Source organism: bacterium, assembly GCA_023150945.1.
Taxonomy (GTDB): Bacteria; Zhuqueibacterota; Zhuqueibacteria; order Zhuqueibacterales; family Zhuqueibacteraceae; genus Coneutiohabitans.
Genome location: JAKLJX010000007.1, coordinates 46876 through 63092 on the forward strand (window position 1 = coordinate 46876; position 16217 = coordinate 63092).

Annotated in this window: 14 protein-coding genes; 8 read left to right on the top strand and 6 right to left on the bottom strand. The window is 60.7% G+C overall.

From position 1 onward, the window contains the following. Positions 1 to 58 precede the first annotated feature (58 nt). The 7 genes from L6R21_11165 to L6R21_11195 all read left to right on the top strand — a co-directional run bounded on the left by L6R21_11165 (position 59) and on the right by L6R21_11195 (position 8473). The gene (locus L6R21_11165) at positions 59 to 1009 is read left to right on the top strand and encodes an ATP-binding cassette domain-containing protein (protein ID MCK6559745.1); all 951 of its coding nucleotides are present in this window, start codon (positions 59 to 61) and stop codon (positions 1007 to 1009) included. Further along, positions 1006 to 2196 carry an ABC transporter permease gene (locus tag L6R21_11170; protein MCK6559746.1) on the top strand — a complete coding sequence of 397 codons (1191 nt, stop codon included), beginning with the start codon at positions 1006 to 1008 and terminating at the stop codon, positions 2194 to 2196. Before L6R21_11165 ends, L6R21_11170 begins: the two co-directional genes overlap by 4 nt. 62 nt (positions 2197 to 2258) lie before the next feature. Continuing rightward, a complete protein-coding gene (locus tag L6R21_11175; protein MCK6559747.1) occupies positions 2259 to 2750 on the top strand; it encodes a hypothetical protein in 492 nt (163 codons plus the stop codon). A gap of 193 nt (positions 2751 to 2943) precedes the next feature. Continuing rightward, on the top strand, positions 2944 to 3741 hold the full coding sequence (locus L6R21_11180; GenBank protein ID MCK6559748.1) for a M48 family metalloprotease: 798 nt from the start codon (positions 2944 to 2946) through the stop codon (positions 3739 to 3741). Positions 3742 to 3816: 75 nt separating this feature from the next. Further along, positions 3817 to 5526: an AAA family ATPase gene (locus L6R21_11185; protein MCK6559749.1), complete on the top strand. Its 1710-nt coding sequence runs from the start codon at positions 3817 to 3819 to the stop codon at positions 5524 to 5526. 129 nt (positions 5527 to 5655) lie between these two features. Further along, entirely contained in the window at positions 5656 to 6030 is a 375-nt protein-coding gene (locus tag L6R21_11190) for a cupin domain-containing protein (protein ID MCK6559750.1), read from the top strand. 49 nt (positions 6031 to 6079) lie between these two features. Then, positions 6080 to 8473 (top strand): hypothetical protein, encoded by a 2394-nt coding sequence (locus tag L6R21_11195; GenBank protein ID MCK6559751.1) that lies wholly within the window; start codon positions 6080 to 6082, stop codon positions 8471 to 8473. Positions 8474 to 9132: 659 nt separating this feature from the next. Here the strand turns inward: L6R21_11195 and L6R21_11200 are convergent. The 6 genes from L6R21_11200 to L6R21_11225 all read right to left on the bottom strand — a co-directional run bounded on the left by L6R21_11200 (position 9133) and on the right by L6R21_11225 (position 14316). Beyond that, positions 9133 to 9648, bottom strand: a complete 516-nt coding sequence (locus L6R21_11200) for a hypothetical protein (GenBank protein ID MCK6559752.1) — start codon at positions 9646 to 9648, stop codon at positions 9133 to 9135. A gap of 100 nt (positions 9649 to 9748) precedes the next feature. Continuing rightward, positions 9749 to 10918, bottom strand: coding sequence for a nickel pincer cofactor biosynthesis protein LarC (gene larC / locus L6R21_11205; protein ID MCK6559753.1), 1170 nt, complete (start codon positions 10916 to 10918; stop codon positions 9749 to 9751). A 235-nt stretch (positions 10919 to 11153) separates the two neighbouring features. Next, on the bottom strand, positions 11154 to 12146 hold the full coding sequence (locus tag L6R21_11210; GenBank protein MCK6559754.1) for a ketoacyl-ACP synthase III: 993 nt from the start codon (positions 12144 to 12146) through the stop codon (positions 11154 to 11156). 39 nt (positions 12147 to 12185) lie between these two features. Next, positions 12186 to 13232: a phosphatase PAP2 family protein gene (locus L6R21_11215; protein MCK6559755.1), complete on the bottom strand. Its 1047-nt coding sequence runs from the start codon at positions 13230 to 13232 to the stop codon at positions 12186 to 12188. A gap of 24 nt (positions 13233 to 13256) precedes the next feature. Next, on the bottom strand, positions 13257 to 13772 hold the full coding sequence (locus L6R21_11220) for a MogA/MoaB family molybdenum cofactor biosynthesis protein (protein MCK6559756.1): 516 nt from the start codon (positions 13770 to 13772) through the stop codon (positions 13257 to 13259). A 79-nt stretch (positions 13773 to 13851) separates the two neighbouring features. Further along, entirely contained in the window at positions 13852 to 14316 is a 465-nt protein-coding gene (locus L6R21_11225) for a PTS sugar transporter subunit IIA (protein MCK6559757.1), read from the bottom strand. A 549-nt stretch (positions 14317 to 14865) separates the two neighbouring features. On the opposite strand from L6R21_11225, the gene L6R21_11230 reads away from it, so the two are divergent. Continuing rightward, a complete protein-coding gene (locus L6R21_11230) occupies positions 14866 to 16044 on the top strand; it encodes a metallophosphoesterase (GenBank protein MCK6559758.1) in 1179 nt (392 codons plus the stop codon). Positions 16045 to 16217: the final 173 nt, after the last annotated feature.

The window sequence follows — 16217 nt, forward strand, 5'->3', positions numbered from 1 at the left end:
CCGGCCGGGCCGTGCAAATCTGTCTTAGGGCTGCGCGGACAAACTCAACCGGAACCCCATGCCACACCTCCTTGAAGTCACAGAGATCGAAAAACAGTTCGAGCACGTGAGGGCAGTCGACCGGCTTACTTTCCACGTCGGCGGCGGAGAGATTTTCGCCCTGCTCGGACCGAACGGCGCCGGCAAAACCACGGTGGTGCGGATGCTGTTGCGCATTCTCACACCCGACCGCGGCGCGATACGCTTTTTCCTGAACGGCGTCGCGCGCGAGCAGGCGCTGCCGCAGGAGATCGGCTATCTCCCGGAAGAGCGGGGATTGTACCGGGAAATCGCCGTGCTCAAAAACTTGAGCTACATGGGCATCTTGCGCGGCATGCCACGCGAGGCGGCGCGCCTGGCCGCGGAAGAATGGCTGGAGCGCCTGGATCTGCGCGAGCGCAAGAACGCGCGGCTCGATCAACTCTCCAAGGGCAACCAGCAGAAAGTGCAATTCATCGCTGCGATTCTGCACCGTCCCGCGTTTGCCATCCTCGATGAGCCCTTCTCCGGCCTGGATCCCGTGAATCAAGAGAGCTTTCTCGATCTCATCCGCGAGCTGCGCGCTGCCGGCATGACCATCCTGTTGAGCGCGCATCAGATGGATCTGGTGCAGCGTCTGGCCGATCGCGTGCTTCTGCTGCATCGCGGCCGCGCCGTTCTCGAAGGGACGATCACCGAGGTGCGCGCTTCCGCGGCGGCGCTCAAAAAAGTGGTCGTGCAGATCGAGGGCGATGTCGAGGCCGCGCTTTTCGAGCGCTTTGCCACCGTCGCGCAGATCGACAAGCTGACCGAGGGAACTTATGCGTTTTCGCTACGGCCGGAGGCTGCGATGAGCTGCTTTCTCGCAGAGGCGGCGCAGCTTCCAATCAGCGGGATTCATTCGCAAGACCCGTCGCTGCACGAAATTTTTCTCCGAACCGTCAATGACGACTCCGGCATCCGCCCGCGGCCGCTGGAGGAAGGCGCATGAAATCCCGCACCCGGGTTTTTGAAATCGCGCGCTGGGAGTTCGCCCGCTGGTTCAAATGGAAAGACCAGATCGCGACGGTGGCGATTTCAGCGGTTTTGGCCCTGCTCATCCGGGGCGGCCTGGCGCTGCTCGCGCGAGCCGAAGAGGCGCCGGTCAAACTTGCCGTTCTCGAGCAGGATTTTCTGACGCTCACCTTTCCCGCCGGCGGCCGGATCGCCATGCAAAGCGCCGCTCCCCGTGACGAAGCGCGCCTGCGCGAGCTGGTCGGCCGCGGCGAAATCGACGGGCTGCTCCTGGTCAAAAGTGTGGAGGAAGCCGAGCTGTTGGTTTACCAGGAACCGGTTTGGCAGAATGAAATCGCAACGCGCCTGGCCGAGGCGAGAATGCAGGCGAAAATCCGGGCGCTTGGCATTGCGCCCGCACAACTGGCCGAGGCGCTGCGGCCGCTGCAAATGTCGGTCACGATGCACGCGGGCCGGCGCGCGGCCGGCACGGCGGGAAAAATCGCCGCCGGCGTGATCGTCTGCCTCATGCTGTTCGGCACGTTCGTCGGCGCCGCCTACATGTTCGTGGCGATCACCGGCGAGAAGCAGCTTCGCGTCACCGAAATGGTGGTCTCTGCCGTCTCGCCGCAGGAATGGATCGATGGAAAAATCTTGGGGGTTTCGGCTTATGCGCTGGCATTCACCTGCACCACGGCCGTGAGCATCGTGCTGTTCGTGCTGCTCTCTCGAATGCTCGGTTCAAGCTGGGAGATTCCCGCCGGGGTGGTGCACCCGGGCGTGATTCTGGCGTTGTTGCTGTTGGGGCTCGCCGGCTTCCTGTTGTGGAACACGGTCTTCGCGGCCATTTCTGCAACGGTAAACGATCCCAACACCTCGGCGCGCGGCTCGCTGCTGCTCGCGCCTTTTCTTCCGGTCGTGTTTGCCATGATCATTTTCAATAATCCGGATGCGCCGGCAGCGCGGTTCTTCTCCGTTCTTCCTTTTACCTCGCCGGCGGTGATGCCGGCGCGCCTGGTCTTGACGCAAGTGCCCTGGTGGGAGACGGCGCTTGCCATTTTTCTGCTGGCGGGAGGCGCCTGGCTTTTCCGTTCTGCCAGCGGCAAGATTTTCCGCTTGGGCATGCTCATGCACGGCAAGGAGCCGAGTTTCAAAGAAATGTTGCGCTGGGCGCGCGAGGCGTGAAGGCGCCTGGATCGCCCGGTCAAGTGCGAGCAATACGAGTAACCTTTTTGGCGGAGGATGGAATGCGTTTCAACAAAACCAAGATGCGCCAGCTTGTCGATTGGGGCGCAGCGCTGCGTGCCGGCGTGTACAGCGGCCTGATTTTTCTCGCTCTCAACCTGCTGTTGACGCATCTCTACGTCGGCAGCCCGTGGGTGGTAGTGCGATTGGTGGCCTCGGTGGTCATGGGCAAGGGTGTGTTGCCGCCGCCGGCCACGTTTGACGTGACGATATTCCTCGTGGCGCTGGTCGTGCATCTCGTGCTCTCCATCGGCTTTGCGTGTTTGATTGCGTACGTGCTGCACCGCTGGGGCTTGATCGTCGGCATCCTGGGCGGCGCCGTGCTCGGCCTGGCATTGTACGCCATCAATTTCTACACCATCAGCTTCTTCTTTCCGTGGTTCTTTCCAATGCGCAGTTGGATCATGGCGCTGAGCCATGCGCTGTTCGGCGCCTGCGCCGGCGGATTCTATGAAGCCATGGAAGTGGAGAAGTTCGTGCCGGCGGAATCCTGAAACGCCAACCGCACGCCGGTGCCCCTCAGATGGCGGGCCGGCAGCAAGTCGACATGAGATAATTTTGATAAACGATCAGTGTGAGGGAAGAGTCATGTTAGAGCGGAATTCGTTTCGTATGCAATTTCCCCAGCGTGGTTGGGGACAGCGAGCCTTCCCGGCAGCCAACCGGGCTTCCAGCGGTTCCGGCAAGATGCGCTTGTTGATCGGCCTGGTCGTGGCGGCGTTCGCGCTGTTTTCCTATTTTCGCTCGAGCGTCTACAATCCCGTGACCGGCGAAAATCAGCATATCAACATCACCGCCGAGCAGGAAATCGCGCTCGGGCTGCAGTCCGTGCCCCAGATGGAGGCGGAGTTTGGCGGGCTGCATCCGGATCAGCAGGCCCAGGCGCTGTTGGATGCCGTCGGCCGCAAGCTGGTACAAAGCAGCGCCGCTTCGCAAACGCCCTACCAGTTCGAGTTCAGCCTGCTGGCCGATGACCAGACGGTCAACGCCTTTGCGCTGCCGGGCGGACCGGTTTTCATCACCGCGGCGTTGTTCAACCGGCTGCAAACCGAGGGGCAGCTTGCCGGTGTCTTGGGCCATGAGATCGGCCACGTGGTGGCGCGCCATAGCGCCCAGCAGATCGCGCAGCAGCAGCTCACCCAGGGCTTGACCGGCGCGCTGGTGCTGTCGACCTATGACCCCTACAATCCCAGCAGCCAGCAGACCGCGCAGATCGCGATGGTGATCGGGCAATTGGTCAACATGAAATATGGCCGGGAAGACGAACTGCAATCCGACCATTTGGGCGTGCGCTTCCTGGCGGATGCCGGCTATGATCCGCGTGCGCTGATCGGCGTCATGCAGATTCTGGCGGAAGCGGGCGGCGGTGCGCGCCAGCCGGAGTTTTTCAGCACCCACCCCAATCCGGAAAATCGTGTGGCGCAGATCGAAGCCGCCATTCATGAGCGCTTCCCGGACGGCGTGCCGGCGGGGTTGCGGCCGTGAGGGTGGAATGATCTCCGTTATGATGTCGAAAGCAAGCGCTTGCGAGCATCCGAGATTGCCTGCAGAGAGACAGCCATGCTCACCAAATTGACCATTCGGAATCTCAAGCTTTTTGCCGAGGTTGAAATCGAGCTCGGCGAGCGCGTCGTCTTCATCGGCCCGAACAATTCCGGCAAGACCTCGGCTTTGCAGGCCATCGCGTTGTGGGAAGCCGGGGTCAAGCGCTGGCTGGAGAAGCGCGGCAGCGAGAAAATACCGGGCCAAAGGCCGGCAGTGACCATCAATCGGCAGGACTTGGTCTCGCTTCCCGTCCCTTCCGCCAAACTGCTCTGGCGTGACCTGCACGTGCGGGAGGGTGTTCGGCTGGAAGACAAAACCGCCACTCGCAACGTGCTCATCACGATCGGCGTCGAGGGCGTAGACGAAAGAACTTGGCAATGCTCTCTGGAATTCGACTATGCCAATGAGGAGTCGCTCTACTGCCGGCCGCCGCTGGTCTCCGATAACCGGCGAATGGAGGTTCCCGCCCATCTCAAAGATCTCCAGGTAGCCTATCTCCCACCCATGTCCGGCTTGGCCGCCCGCGAAGACCGGCTCGAAATGGGCTCCATTCGAGTTCGGCTGGGAGAGGGTCGCACGGCTGAGGTTTTGAGAAACCTATGCTGGCAAGTTCTGCAAAGCAAAAACGGAGAGCAAAGATGGCAGGAAATCTGCGAGCTGATTGAGAGGCTGTTCGGTTCGAAGCTGAATCGTCCGCAATATATCGTTGAGCGGGGGGAAATCACGATGGACTTGCAAAGCCGGTATGGCACGACGCTCGACATTTCCGCGAGTGGCCGCGGCGAGCAGCAGACACTGCTGTTGCTGGCCCACCTGGCCGTTCATTCCGGCGCCGTGCTCCTGCTGGACGAACCGGATGCCCATCTTGAAATCCTGCGCCAACGCCAAATCTATGATGTCCTTTCCCGGCAGGCCGAAAAGACGAACAGTCAGATCATCGCTGCCAGCCATTCGGAAGTTCTGCTCAACGAAGCGGCGGGGCGCGATGTGGTGGTCGCCTTTGTCGGCAGGCCGCACCGCATTGACGACCGTGGCAGCCAGGTGCTCAAAGCCCTGCGCGAAATCGGTTTCGAGCAGTACTACCTGGGCGAAGACAGAGGCTGGATTCTTTACCTCGAAGGCGCGACGGATCTGGCCATGCTGCGCATGTATGCTGAACGGTTGCATCACGATGCCCGTCCCCTGCTGGCAAGGCCGTTCGTGCACTATGTCGGCAATCAGCCGCGCAAAGCGCAAGAGCATTTCTACGCCCTGCGGGAGGCCAAGGGGGATCTGATCGGCATCGCGATTTACGACCGCCTCGACTCCCCGCTGCCTGCTGATCCGAATCTCGACCAGCGAATGTGGCGACGGCGCGAGCTGGAAAATTATTTGTGCCAGCGCGAAACCCTGCTGGCCTACGCGGAGAATGCAGGCCGCATGCAGTTTGGAGAGTTGTTTCGTCCAAGCTGGCGCGAAGCCATGGCACAGGCAATTGCGGAAGTTGAAAAGGCACTGCAGACTTTGGGCAAGGATCCCTGGAGCGCGGATCTCAAGGCGAGCGACGAATTCCTCGATCCTGTTTTCAAGAGATTCCACGAGAAGTTGGCTTTACCCAATCTCATGAGCAAGACGAACTATCACGTCTTGGTGAAGTTTGTGCCCGGCGAGGCGATTGCTGCGGAAATCCGCGAAATGCTCGATGCCATTGTTGCGGTGGCCGGCCGGGCCAAGCCGCGGGAATAGGCGCGGCGGTTTCAACGGCTGTGCACGGCCTCCCTGGCCTCCGCCGGCACCGGGCGGATCACGGCCAGGAGGCGGGAAATTTCCACTGATGGTGTTTTGAGATTTGCCGCAGAAAGGAGCAGGACCGCCATGTTGATCAAGCACGAGAAGGACTGTGAGGAAATCATCGCCAACGATGGCTGCCGCTTGCGCGAGCTGTTGCATCCCGAACGCGATCGCGGCGCCGGCATCTCCTATTCTCTGGCGATCGCTTACGTGGAGCCGGGCAAGGCAACCTATCGCCACTCGCTCCGGCAGTCGGAGGTCTACTACATTCTCGAAGGCCTCGGCAACATGCACATCGGCGCAGAAACCCAGGAAGTGCATCCGGGCGACGCCATCTACATTCCGCCGGGCCAGGAACAATGGATCGAAAACCTCGGCCAAAATGTTCTCGTGTTTGCAGCCATCGTCAGCCCGCCCTGGCGCGCCGAGGATGATATTCGGCATGACGTGGCGGCGTGAGCCGCGGGTGAAAATTATCTCGAGGATGACAACGCAACCGATGAAGTAGATGAACTCGCCCGTCATCACATGCCTGCTCGCCGCCCTTGCCCTCACCGCCAGTGTGCCGCCCGGCCACGCCGCGGAAAAGAATAGCCTGCGCGATCCGGCCTTGCAACGCCTCTACCATGCGCTGCGCGCGCCGGCAATCGCGGAGACCGGATGGCATCTCACGGACACACTCCGGCTGCACTTGCCGGACTTCCGCCTCACCTTGATCACCGGCCGGCTGGCGCCGCTGCAAGACTCCACCGCCGGCTGCACCGGTCTGGTGTTCGAAGGCCAGGCGCGCGTAGAATTCAGCCCGCGCGAGGCCGCGGAACAGTTTCAGCTTGCCCGCTTCACCAAAGATCCGGCCCTCACCTGCACCACGACCCGCCTGCTGTTGCGCTTCCCCGATTTCAGCATTCTGCAAGCCCTGCTGCCGCCTGCTGCGATTCTCGCGGCGCCACCGCGCGACCCCACGAGTTTCTCGCGTTCGGTGCGTGAACTGCCGGGCGATTTGCAGGCGCTTCTGCTCGAACGCCGCGGCTACAATCTTGCCGCGCACCTGCTGCGCAGCCGGCTGCAACCCGTCATGTCCCGGCAAGTGGTGTGTGCCTTCTATCCCGAGCGCGACATGAATCCGTTTCCGCCGCTGTACATTTATCTTTACGATGCGGCCGCCGTCGAGCAAGTGGCGTTGCTGCAGTATTTCCACAAGCGCCTGGGACGGCCGCTGTTCACCGTGTGCAGTTACGCGGTCACGGCGGATTCCATGGCCGCCCTGCCGGCTTTGCTGAGATACAACGGCTGGGTCCAGCTCAATCAAAGCGGCATGTTGGAGGCCGACATGGGTGTGAACATTTTTCTGGGCGCGGCAAAACCGCCGATCCTCCATTTCGCGCTGGCCGCTGATCTGGAAATCGCCTGGATTCTCTCGGAAGACGGCGACACGCTCAGTTTCGTGCGCGAGAAAAAGGAAAGCGAAGTCACGGTCTTTGTCAATGCAGCGCGTGCCCGCGATGACACCTTGCGGCTGCTGTTTCACTATCAAGGTGAATTACTGCGCCGCCATGACAACGGCATGTATGCGCTGAAGGATCCGGTCTTCTGGGTGCCCCGGCTGGGATACTTGCAGCGGGCGCATTACAACATCGTTTACAAATGCCCGCCGCGTTTGCGCGTTTTGACACTTGGCCGCCTGGTTCGCGACTGGGAGGAAGCAGGATTTCACCTGAGCTACTATCGCTCGCACGCACCGGCCAAAGCCTCGACCTTTTGCATGGGCAGTTTCAGCGCGGACACGCTGCCTGCGCCGGGGCTGGGGTTGCCGCAAATCGAAATCTACAGCAGTTCGCGCCATACTTCCGGCACCCGCAAACGCGTGGCTGCCGATGTCGCCAACAGCCTCTACTTCTTCGCCAGCCGGCTGGGAGATTACCGCCTGCCGGTGCTGCGCGTGGTCGAGGTGCCCACCTTTCACAGCCAGGGATTTCCCGGTTTCGTCACGCTGTCCTGGCTGGGATTTTCCGGCCATGCCGAAGGCCCGCGCGAAGCGCTGCGCAGCCACGAAATCGCGCATCAGTGGTTCGGCAATACGCTGGGCTGGGCCACCTATCATGATCAATGGCTGAGCGAAGCGTTTGCCGAATACCTCGGCGCGCTTTACGTGGAGTGGGTGTTGCGCGACAAGAACCACTTCACGGAGATTTTGCAGGCCTGGAGCAATGATTTGCTGGAGCAGGGCAACGTCGGCGTGAGCATCGGCATGCAACGTTTCGGTTTCAGCAAGGAGGCTTTGCGCAAAAGTGAAGGCCAGCGCGCCGGCCCCATCGCCATGGGCGTTCGCCTCGGTCAGCGCGAAGCGCTGGACTACTACATGCAAACCTATGAGAAAGGCGCGTACGTCTTGCACATGTTGCGCTGGCTGCTGCGCGATCTGGACACCGGCGACGATTCCCGCTTTTGGGCTTTACTCGCGGATTTTCTCCGCGTTCATCGCGACGGTGAGCCGGCCACCCGCGACTTTCAACTGCTGGCCGAGCAGCACTATGGCGCGCCGCTCGATGATTTTTTCCGCCAATGGATTCAACAAAACCGGGTGCCGACCTATCACTGGCGCTATGAGATTGCCGCGGTGCCCACCGCACCGCCGGCCGGTTTGCCGGTCGCGCGGCCCACGCCTCATTCCGTCAAGCCCGAATATGTCGTGCGCGTGCACGTGCGCCAGGAAGGCGTGCCACCGGGTTTCAACATGCCGGTTCCCGTCACCGTGGATTATGCCGACGGCTTCACGCTGACGCGGCGCGTGCAGGTCTCCCAGGAGGGCGGATTGCTGGAATTCCCCGCCTATCCGGCCAGAGTGAGCCGCGTTGTTTTCAACACCGGCAACGCGGTCCTGTGCCGCCTGTCGGCAAATTGATCCCGCCCCGCAACTCCCTCCCATGCTGGCATTCAGACGAATCTCGTGAAATACTCGGCACGGCGCCCGAGTCTTCACAGAATCCTTGCAGGATGACAATCGTGCTGCATTTTTACTCTGGAAAAACGATCACGGCCGCGAAGATGTTGTGGCGCAAGCTGTCAGCTTGCCTTCGTAGGCGGACTGGAAGCCTGCGTTACGTCATTCGGAAAAAATCATTCAGGAAAAAAAGTGATGCGCTTTAGCCACGGCTCGACACGGATTGGCGCGGATGAAGCCCAAACCCGAAATCCGTGAGAAGCCGTGTTCATCCGTGGCCCCGTCTTTCGCGCATTGTGGGGCCGTTTGCTGTGCTGATCGCAATTCTCGAGGACCGCGAACTGGAGGTTTTGCGCTTGTTTGCTCGGGGAGAAGACGCCAAAGCCATCGCTCTTCGCCGCAACCTTTCCGCCAAAATCGTGGACACGCACCGCGCAACATCATGCGGCAAGCTCAAGCTCTTCGGCGTGATAGAGTTGACGAAGTATGGTATTTCTCCGGAGAAACGATCACGACCGCAAAGATGCTTTAGCGCAAGCTGCCCGCTTGCCTTCGTTGGCAGGCGGGAAGACTGCGTTGTGCTTTTCCAGAAAACAGTGCACTCGCGACTCTGCGTGCTTTCACTTCTCGGTTCCGGATCGTCCGGCGTGTGATTTCCCCTCCTCACGCATGAACGGCTGCTTGCGGCGCAGCCAAGTAAGCAGCCCGGCGCCCAGGAGGCCGCCCACCGGCAGCGTGAGCCAACCGTAGAAGAGCAGACTCCAAAGCGCGAGCACACCGGCTCCCCACAGGCCGTTTAAAATGTCGGCGGGCGGCTGGCCGGAGCGAAGATTGCAAATCCAATACTCGATATTGGCCCAGAGGAAATAGCAGTAGAAGGTGAGATAGTGCCCGAGCAGCGCGGCCAGCACGCCCGCCAGCGCGGCCCGGCGCCCAGGCGGCAGCACGCGCCGCGCCAGGAGCCGTTGCCAGCAGAACCAACCGCTCAGAAATGAAGCCGCACCGGAGAAGATCGGCAACAGCGCCCAATCGGCACTGCTTGCTAGAGACGCTGCCCACTGGCCAACGGCAGCGCCAACCAGAGCGCAAAGCGCACCCATCAAGAGTCCGGAGCGCTGCAGCATTCGTTCCTGCATGAGGGCTTCAGTCGATTTCCTGCGTGAGGTTTTTGCGCGAAAGCGTCTTCTCCCGGCGCGGAATTGGGAGGCATTCGGCTTCCCCCTGCGTGCGCTCTGCTCATGCCGTTCCGAAAGCCTTGATTTCCGCCGCGATGATGTCATAAACCCGGCGCAGCGGCAAACCCTGTTGCAGCGCCAGGCGCCGGCATTCTTCATACTCCGGCACCATGTGTTTGCGGTCCTGCCATTCCGCGACTTTGATTTTCACCGGCCCCAGGGAGGTCATTTTCTCCTCCTGCCAGCGCCGCAATTTGCGGCGGCTAATCGGCATGACCCGCACCCCCAGCGTGGTGGTTTCGCCGTAAATGACGGCGAGCATGTCATCGACCTTATCCTGCGCAGCCAGGACCGAGAGCAGCATCCCCGGCCGGCCTTTCTTCATGAGAATCGGCGTCAGGAAGGCATCCAATGCGCCGGTCTCCAGCAGACGATCGATGACGAACGGATAGATCTCCGGATTCATGTCATCGATGTTGGTTTCGAGCAGAGTGACCATGTCGGTCTGCCCGGGGCTGAAGGCCTCGGCGAGGATCAGCCGCAAAACATTCGGCAACTCCGCGAGATCGCCGGTGCCCGCGCCATAACCGACGCGCTGAATTTGAAAGGGGGAATGATTGTAGGGTTTGCCCAGCGTGGTGAGAATCGCCGCACCGGTGGGTGTGACCAGTTCGAAATCAATCGGCCCCGGCTGCGTGGGGAACCCGCGCAGCAACTCCACGGTGGCGGGCGCCGGCACCGGCATGATGCCGTGTTCACATTTCACGGTGCCGCCGCCCAGCGGCAATTGTGAAACAAAGATGGCATCGAGATGAAGTGAATGCAGGCCCGCGACCGCACACACGACATCGGCGATGGCATCCACCGCGCCGACTTCGTGAAAGTGAATCTTCTCAGGCGTGGTGTCGTGCACGCGCGCCTCCGCCACTGCCAGACGCTGAAACACCTGCAGCGCTTGTTGCTTGACTTCGCCCGGCAGCTCCGCCGCGGTGATGATCGCCGCAATGTGATGCAGGTGGCGATGCTTGTGCTCCGGAGGAAAACTCACCGTCACGCTGGTGGCGGAAATGTCCCGGCGTTTGACTTTGATTGCGCTCAGTTGCAGGCCGGGCAATTGCAGAGCCGCGGCGGTTTGCTGCAAGTATTCGAGCGGAACACCGGCGTCAACCAGCGCGCCCAGAATCATGTCACCGCTGGCGCCGGCGATGCAATCGAAGTAAGCAAGAGGCATGAGGGATCAAATCCTGGAAACGATGAGGTCCATCCCAAAACGGCGCGCCGCGGCGGCAGACGGGATGAAGTGAAGAGACCGAATGTCACTGGCTGAATTTTACAGGGCGATGATTGCCGATCCAGTCCACGATTGAAATGGCAAGCGAAAAAAACGATTGATCACCCACACGCCGCCTGCCGCCTTCAGGCGGCTTCAGCTTTTAGCCTGAGAATTGATTCTCAGGCGCGCTGGCTTACCACCGCACCGCGGCACTCGCCCAGGTGAAGCCGCTGCCAAAGGAAGCCAGAATCACATAATCACCGGGTCTGATTTTGCCCTGCTCCTGCGCTTCATCCAGGGCAATCGGAATCGAGGCCGCGGTGGTGTTGCCGTAGCGTTGAATGTTGCTGAACACTTTTTCCGGCGGCAGTCCCAGGCGCTGGGTCACCGCCTCGGTGATGCGCAGATTGGCCTGGTGCGGCACCACCAGCGCCACCTGCTCGAGCGTCAGGCTGTTCGTCTGCAGCGCTTCCATGATGACTTCCGGGAATTTGGTGACCGCGTGTTTGAACACCTCCCGGCCGTTCATCTGCGGATAGCAGGAGCCGTCGGTGAGAATGCCGTCGTACAGCCGCGGAATGCGGCGGCTGCCGGGATTCTCCGCCCACAATTCCTTGGCATGGCGGCCGTCGGCGTGGAGATGCGTTGACAGCACGCCGTAGCCCTCTTCATTCGCTTCCAGAATCGCGGCACCGGCGCCGTCGCCAAACAGCACGGCGATGTGGCGGCCGCGTTCGTTGTATTCCAAACCGGTGGAATGCACCTCCGCGCCCACCAGCAGCACGCGGCGATACTGCCCGGTGCGGATGAAGGCATCCGCCACGGCCAGGCCGTAGATGAAGCCGGTGCATTGCGTGCGCACGTCCAGCGCGCCGATGCCGGGGATGCCGAGCATCTGCTGCAGCAGGCAGCCGGAGCCGGGAAACATGTAATCGGGACTCAGCGTGGCAAACACGATGAAGTCGAGGTCCGCCGGTTTGAGTTGGGCGCGCGCGAGCGCGATTTTGGCGGCCTCATAGCCGAGATCGGACACGCCGATCTCGCGGTCCACAAAATGCCGTTGTTGAATGCCGGTGCGCTCGCGAATCCACTCATCGCTGGTGGGCACGAGCTTGCTCATGTCTTCATTGGTCATGACTTTTTCCGGCGCGTAGCGGCCAGTGCTGATAATGCGACTGCGGATCATAAGCCTCTCTCCTCTTCAGCCAAAGAGCGTTAACCACCGTCAGGATGCCGCGGGCGTCATGGCGCGGGAAGCATCTTCCTTCGGCTCGACGAAGCGCGCGAAAATCTTGGGATAAAGCAGCCGGGTCGCGATTGCGTAAGCGGCAAAAATGTACAGTCCACCGATGAGCAAATCAACAACATAATGCTGATTCAAATACACCGCCGAGAACCACACCCCCAGCGGATAAAGCACCATCAAGCCGAGATAGCGGCGGAATTTCTTGTAGGCGAAGAACACGATCACGATCGGGTAAGCGCCGTGCAGCGAGGGGATGGCGGCAAAGTGGTTGGCGTTGAACTTGCCCCACAACGTGGTGAAGAAATCGAAACCGATGAAGCGGTCGATGTCGATCATGCGGCCGGCGCTCGTGCCCCAAAAGGTGGAGTTGGGTTCCGGCTGGCCGAAACCGAAGCTGTAGACATACCACGGCGGCGCCGCCGGGTAGAGCATGAACGTGATCAGCGCGAGCAGATTGAGCGTGGTCAGGGTGTAGACGAATTTATAGAACATCGGGCGGTCATTGGTGGTGTGCCAGAAAATCCAGCCCAGCACCAGTGGCAGCGCGAAGTGCATCACGTAGAGATTGCCCGCCAGCAAATCGATGGTCACCTTGAGCCAGTGCCAGTCCTGGTCGAAGCGCAGGGTCTGCAAGTCGAAGGGCGGCATTGCCATTCCCGGCAGCCACTGAAAGAACCAGTGTTCCAGGCGATAAGGCTCGGTGACGTGAATCGCGCCGCGCACGGTATCGGCGATGCCCCGCATCATGTCATAAGCCACCCAAAACAAGATGAACGGCAGCCAATCCAGCAGGAAGCGTTTGGCGCGCCCCCGGCCCAGCACGAAGGAGAAAACGAGCAACGCAAAAAAGTAGTGATCGGGGCGGCGGTTGGTGACCTGGTTGATGAGAATGAGGTAAACGATCACGCCCACGAAGATGAACCACTTCCAGCGCTGGTCGGGATGCTGCAAATGCTCGCGCAGTTGCTGCCAGCGTGATCGCCACGCCGGTGGCGGGGAAGAGGAGTGACTGTTTGCAGGCGGCAAAACTGTCTCCGTGAAAGGTAGCGTTCAGGGCTGGAAGAAATGCTGTTCATCCTGCACTTGCTCTTCGCGCAGGAGGGCGAGCGCATGGGGCAGAACCGGCAGCACCACCGCCAGATTCTCGCGCACGCCTTTGGGACTGCCGGGCAGATTGATGATCAACGTCCGGCCGCGCACGCCCGCCACGGCGCGCGACAGCATCGCATACGGCGTTTGGCGGAGGCCTGCCGCTCGCATCGCTTCTTCGATGCCCAACACGCGCTGGTCGATCACCGCGAGCGTAGCCTCGGGCGTCACGTCGCGGCGGCTCAAGCCGGTGCCGCCGGTGGTGAGAATCAAATCAGCGTGTTCCACCTCCGCGAGGTGAATCAGGCGATCGACGAGCTGGCCGGCGTCATCCGGCAGCACGAGCTGTGCGAAAACCGGCAGGCCGTGCTGCTCGAGCAGTTCCCGCAGCACTTGTCCACTTTCATCGGCGCGACTGCCGGCGGCGGCGCGATCACTCAACGTAACGAGCGCGATGCGATAAGAGGCTTGATTCATGGCTCAGCGACTTCGGCATAGTAACGGTCTGGTGATGCGATTTTGGCGTCCGGGCGGGCCGGCGGAGCGGGGAAACGGTTCAGTTGAGCGGAGTATCGAATTCGTCGAACAGCTTCAGGATTTCTTTGGGGGAGGCGGCGGTGAGGAGTTTGTCACGAAACTCGCTGCGGCGGAGCAACCGGCATAGTCGGGCGAGAATTTGCAGGTATTGGTTGGCTTCGTCTTTCGGGGTGCCCATCATAAAGATGAGTTGCACTCCGTCGCTGCGCGTGGCCGTGAAGGGGATGCTCCGGCTGGTGCGCGCGAAAGCGATGATCGGTTTCTTGACACACATGGTGCGCGTATGCGGCAGCGCCACCCCTCTTCCAATGCACGTCGGCTCAACGGCCTCGCGCTCGATCACTTCATGCAAGAATTGGGCAGGCTCGGCGATGGCCTCTTGCTTCGCCATCTGCGATACCATCGCGCTGAAGGCCTCGTACTTGTCGTCCGCGTCGAGATCGAGAAAGATCAAGTTCTCCGACAAGTAATCGGACAATTGCACGGGGAAGACTCCAAAGTCCATTCTCATTCGACAAATGATTAGGTCGCTTTGTCGTCCTGACGCTCACCCTCTTCCCGGGGCCTTGCCCAAGATATTCTCCTCTCTCCGGTCATATCGTTGGGGATGATTGTGCGAGTTGTTTTCCTCTCTCCTGCCCGGCGCAATGCCGAGGCTGCGAAATTTTTCAACGCAGCAAAATATAGCTTAGCGCCTTCTAAGAGTCAACAAGTTTGTCGCAACACGCTCCTCGAGCAGCGCAAGCATGGCCGGCATTCAGTGAAAAAGACTGGCGCTCGCATGCGATTGTTCAAGCGGCGGCTTGGGGCACACCAGCCGATTTCGCGTGCTTGCCAGGAATGGTGTACCGATTCACCACTCGCCTTTCAGTCCGAAAATGGGCAGCACTTGACTTCACTGCAACCGTTCGCGCCGCGCTTTCCGCTCGCTCGCAAAAACAGATTGCATTCGTAGCAAACTTTTTCGTTATATCCAGGCTGAAGAACCGCCGCCCCCGTGACTTCACTGCTCATTTTGAAAAGGCAGCACTGCATGTTTTTCCTCATCGCTTTCAGTCTCTACGCGTTCGCTTACAGTTATGTCGGCTGGCGCCTGTTGGCCCCGCTGCAAATGAACGCGCTCAGCACCGGCCTCGCCTGGTTGGGCATCCTGGTGTTGATCGCGTTGCCGCCGCTCACCTTCAGCATTTCCCGCCGCCCGCAAAAGCCGTGGTGGCAGCGGCCGCTGGCGTGGCTCACCTTTTTGAGCATGGGCGGTTTGAATTTTCTCTTCTTTCTTTTGTTGCTGCGCGATCTCGCCGGGCTGGCGCTGTGGGGTGTGCAGCATGCCATTGCCCTGGTGCAGCTCTCGCCGAATGGCGCGGCGTTGCTGAACGGAAAGCAACTGCACGAGCTGCTGCTCACCACCAATCTCGCGGTGCTGGGATTGACCGCGGTGCTGGTGGGCTACGGTGTTTATCAAGCCCGCCGCACGCCGGCCGTGGTGGAAGTGACCGTGCCACTGCCCAACTTGCCGCCCGAGCTTGAAAGCCTCCGCCTGGTGCAGATCAGTGATTTGCATGTCGGAGACACGATCTCTGCCGCCTTCGTGAAAAAAGTGGTGGTGGCCGTCAATCGTCTGGCGCCGGATGTGATCGTTTTCACCGGCGATCTGGCCGATGGCCGGGTGGCTCATCTGCGCGAAGACGTCGCGCCGCTGGCCCAACTCACCTGCCGCTACGGCAAGTTTCACATCACCGGCAATCATGAATACTATTCCGGTGCCGAGGCCTGGCTGGCGGAGGCGCGCCGCCTGGGCTTCACCGTGCTGTTGAACGAGCATCGCATGGTGACGCACGGCAACAGCCGTGTGCTCATCGCCGGTGTGCCGGATTTTGGGGCCGGGCCGTTTGTGCCGCATCACGATTCCAATCCCGGCCAGGCCCTCGCCAACGCACCGCACGCCGAGGTAAAAATTTTGCTGGCGCATCAGCCGCGCAGTGTTTTCGCGGCAGCCGAGGCCGGTTTCGATCTCCAACTCTCCGGCCACACGCACGGCGGCCAATTTTATCCCTGGAATTTTCTCGTGCCGTTGCAACAGCCTTATGTTTCGGGTTTGCACCAGCACGGCAGCACCTGGATCTATGTCAGCAACGGCACCGGTTATTGGGGTCCGCCGATTCGCCTGGGCGCGCCCGCGGAGGTGACGTTGATCAAGTTGAAGAGGGGATAGGCAGAACCAGCGCGCAGGCACAGGTTGCTGCGTCAGTCCTAATGGTATCGACATTCTTATTTCACCAGAATGGTCTGGCATTGGTGGGGAAAAATGTTATCATTTGCCCCAACCGCCCCGAACGGGGCAGCATGCAGCAGCGAAGGGCAACGCCCTGGTGAAGAAGCCGATCA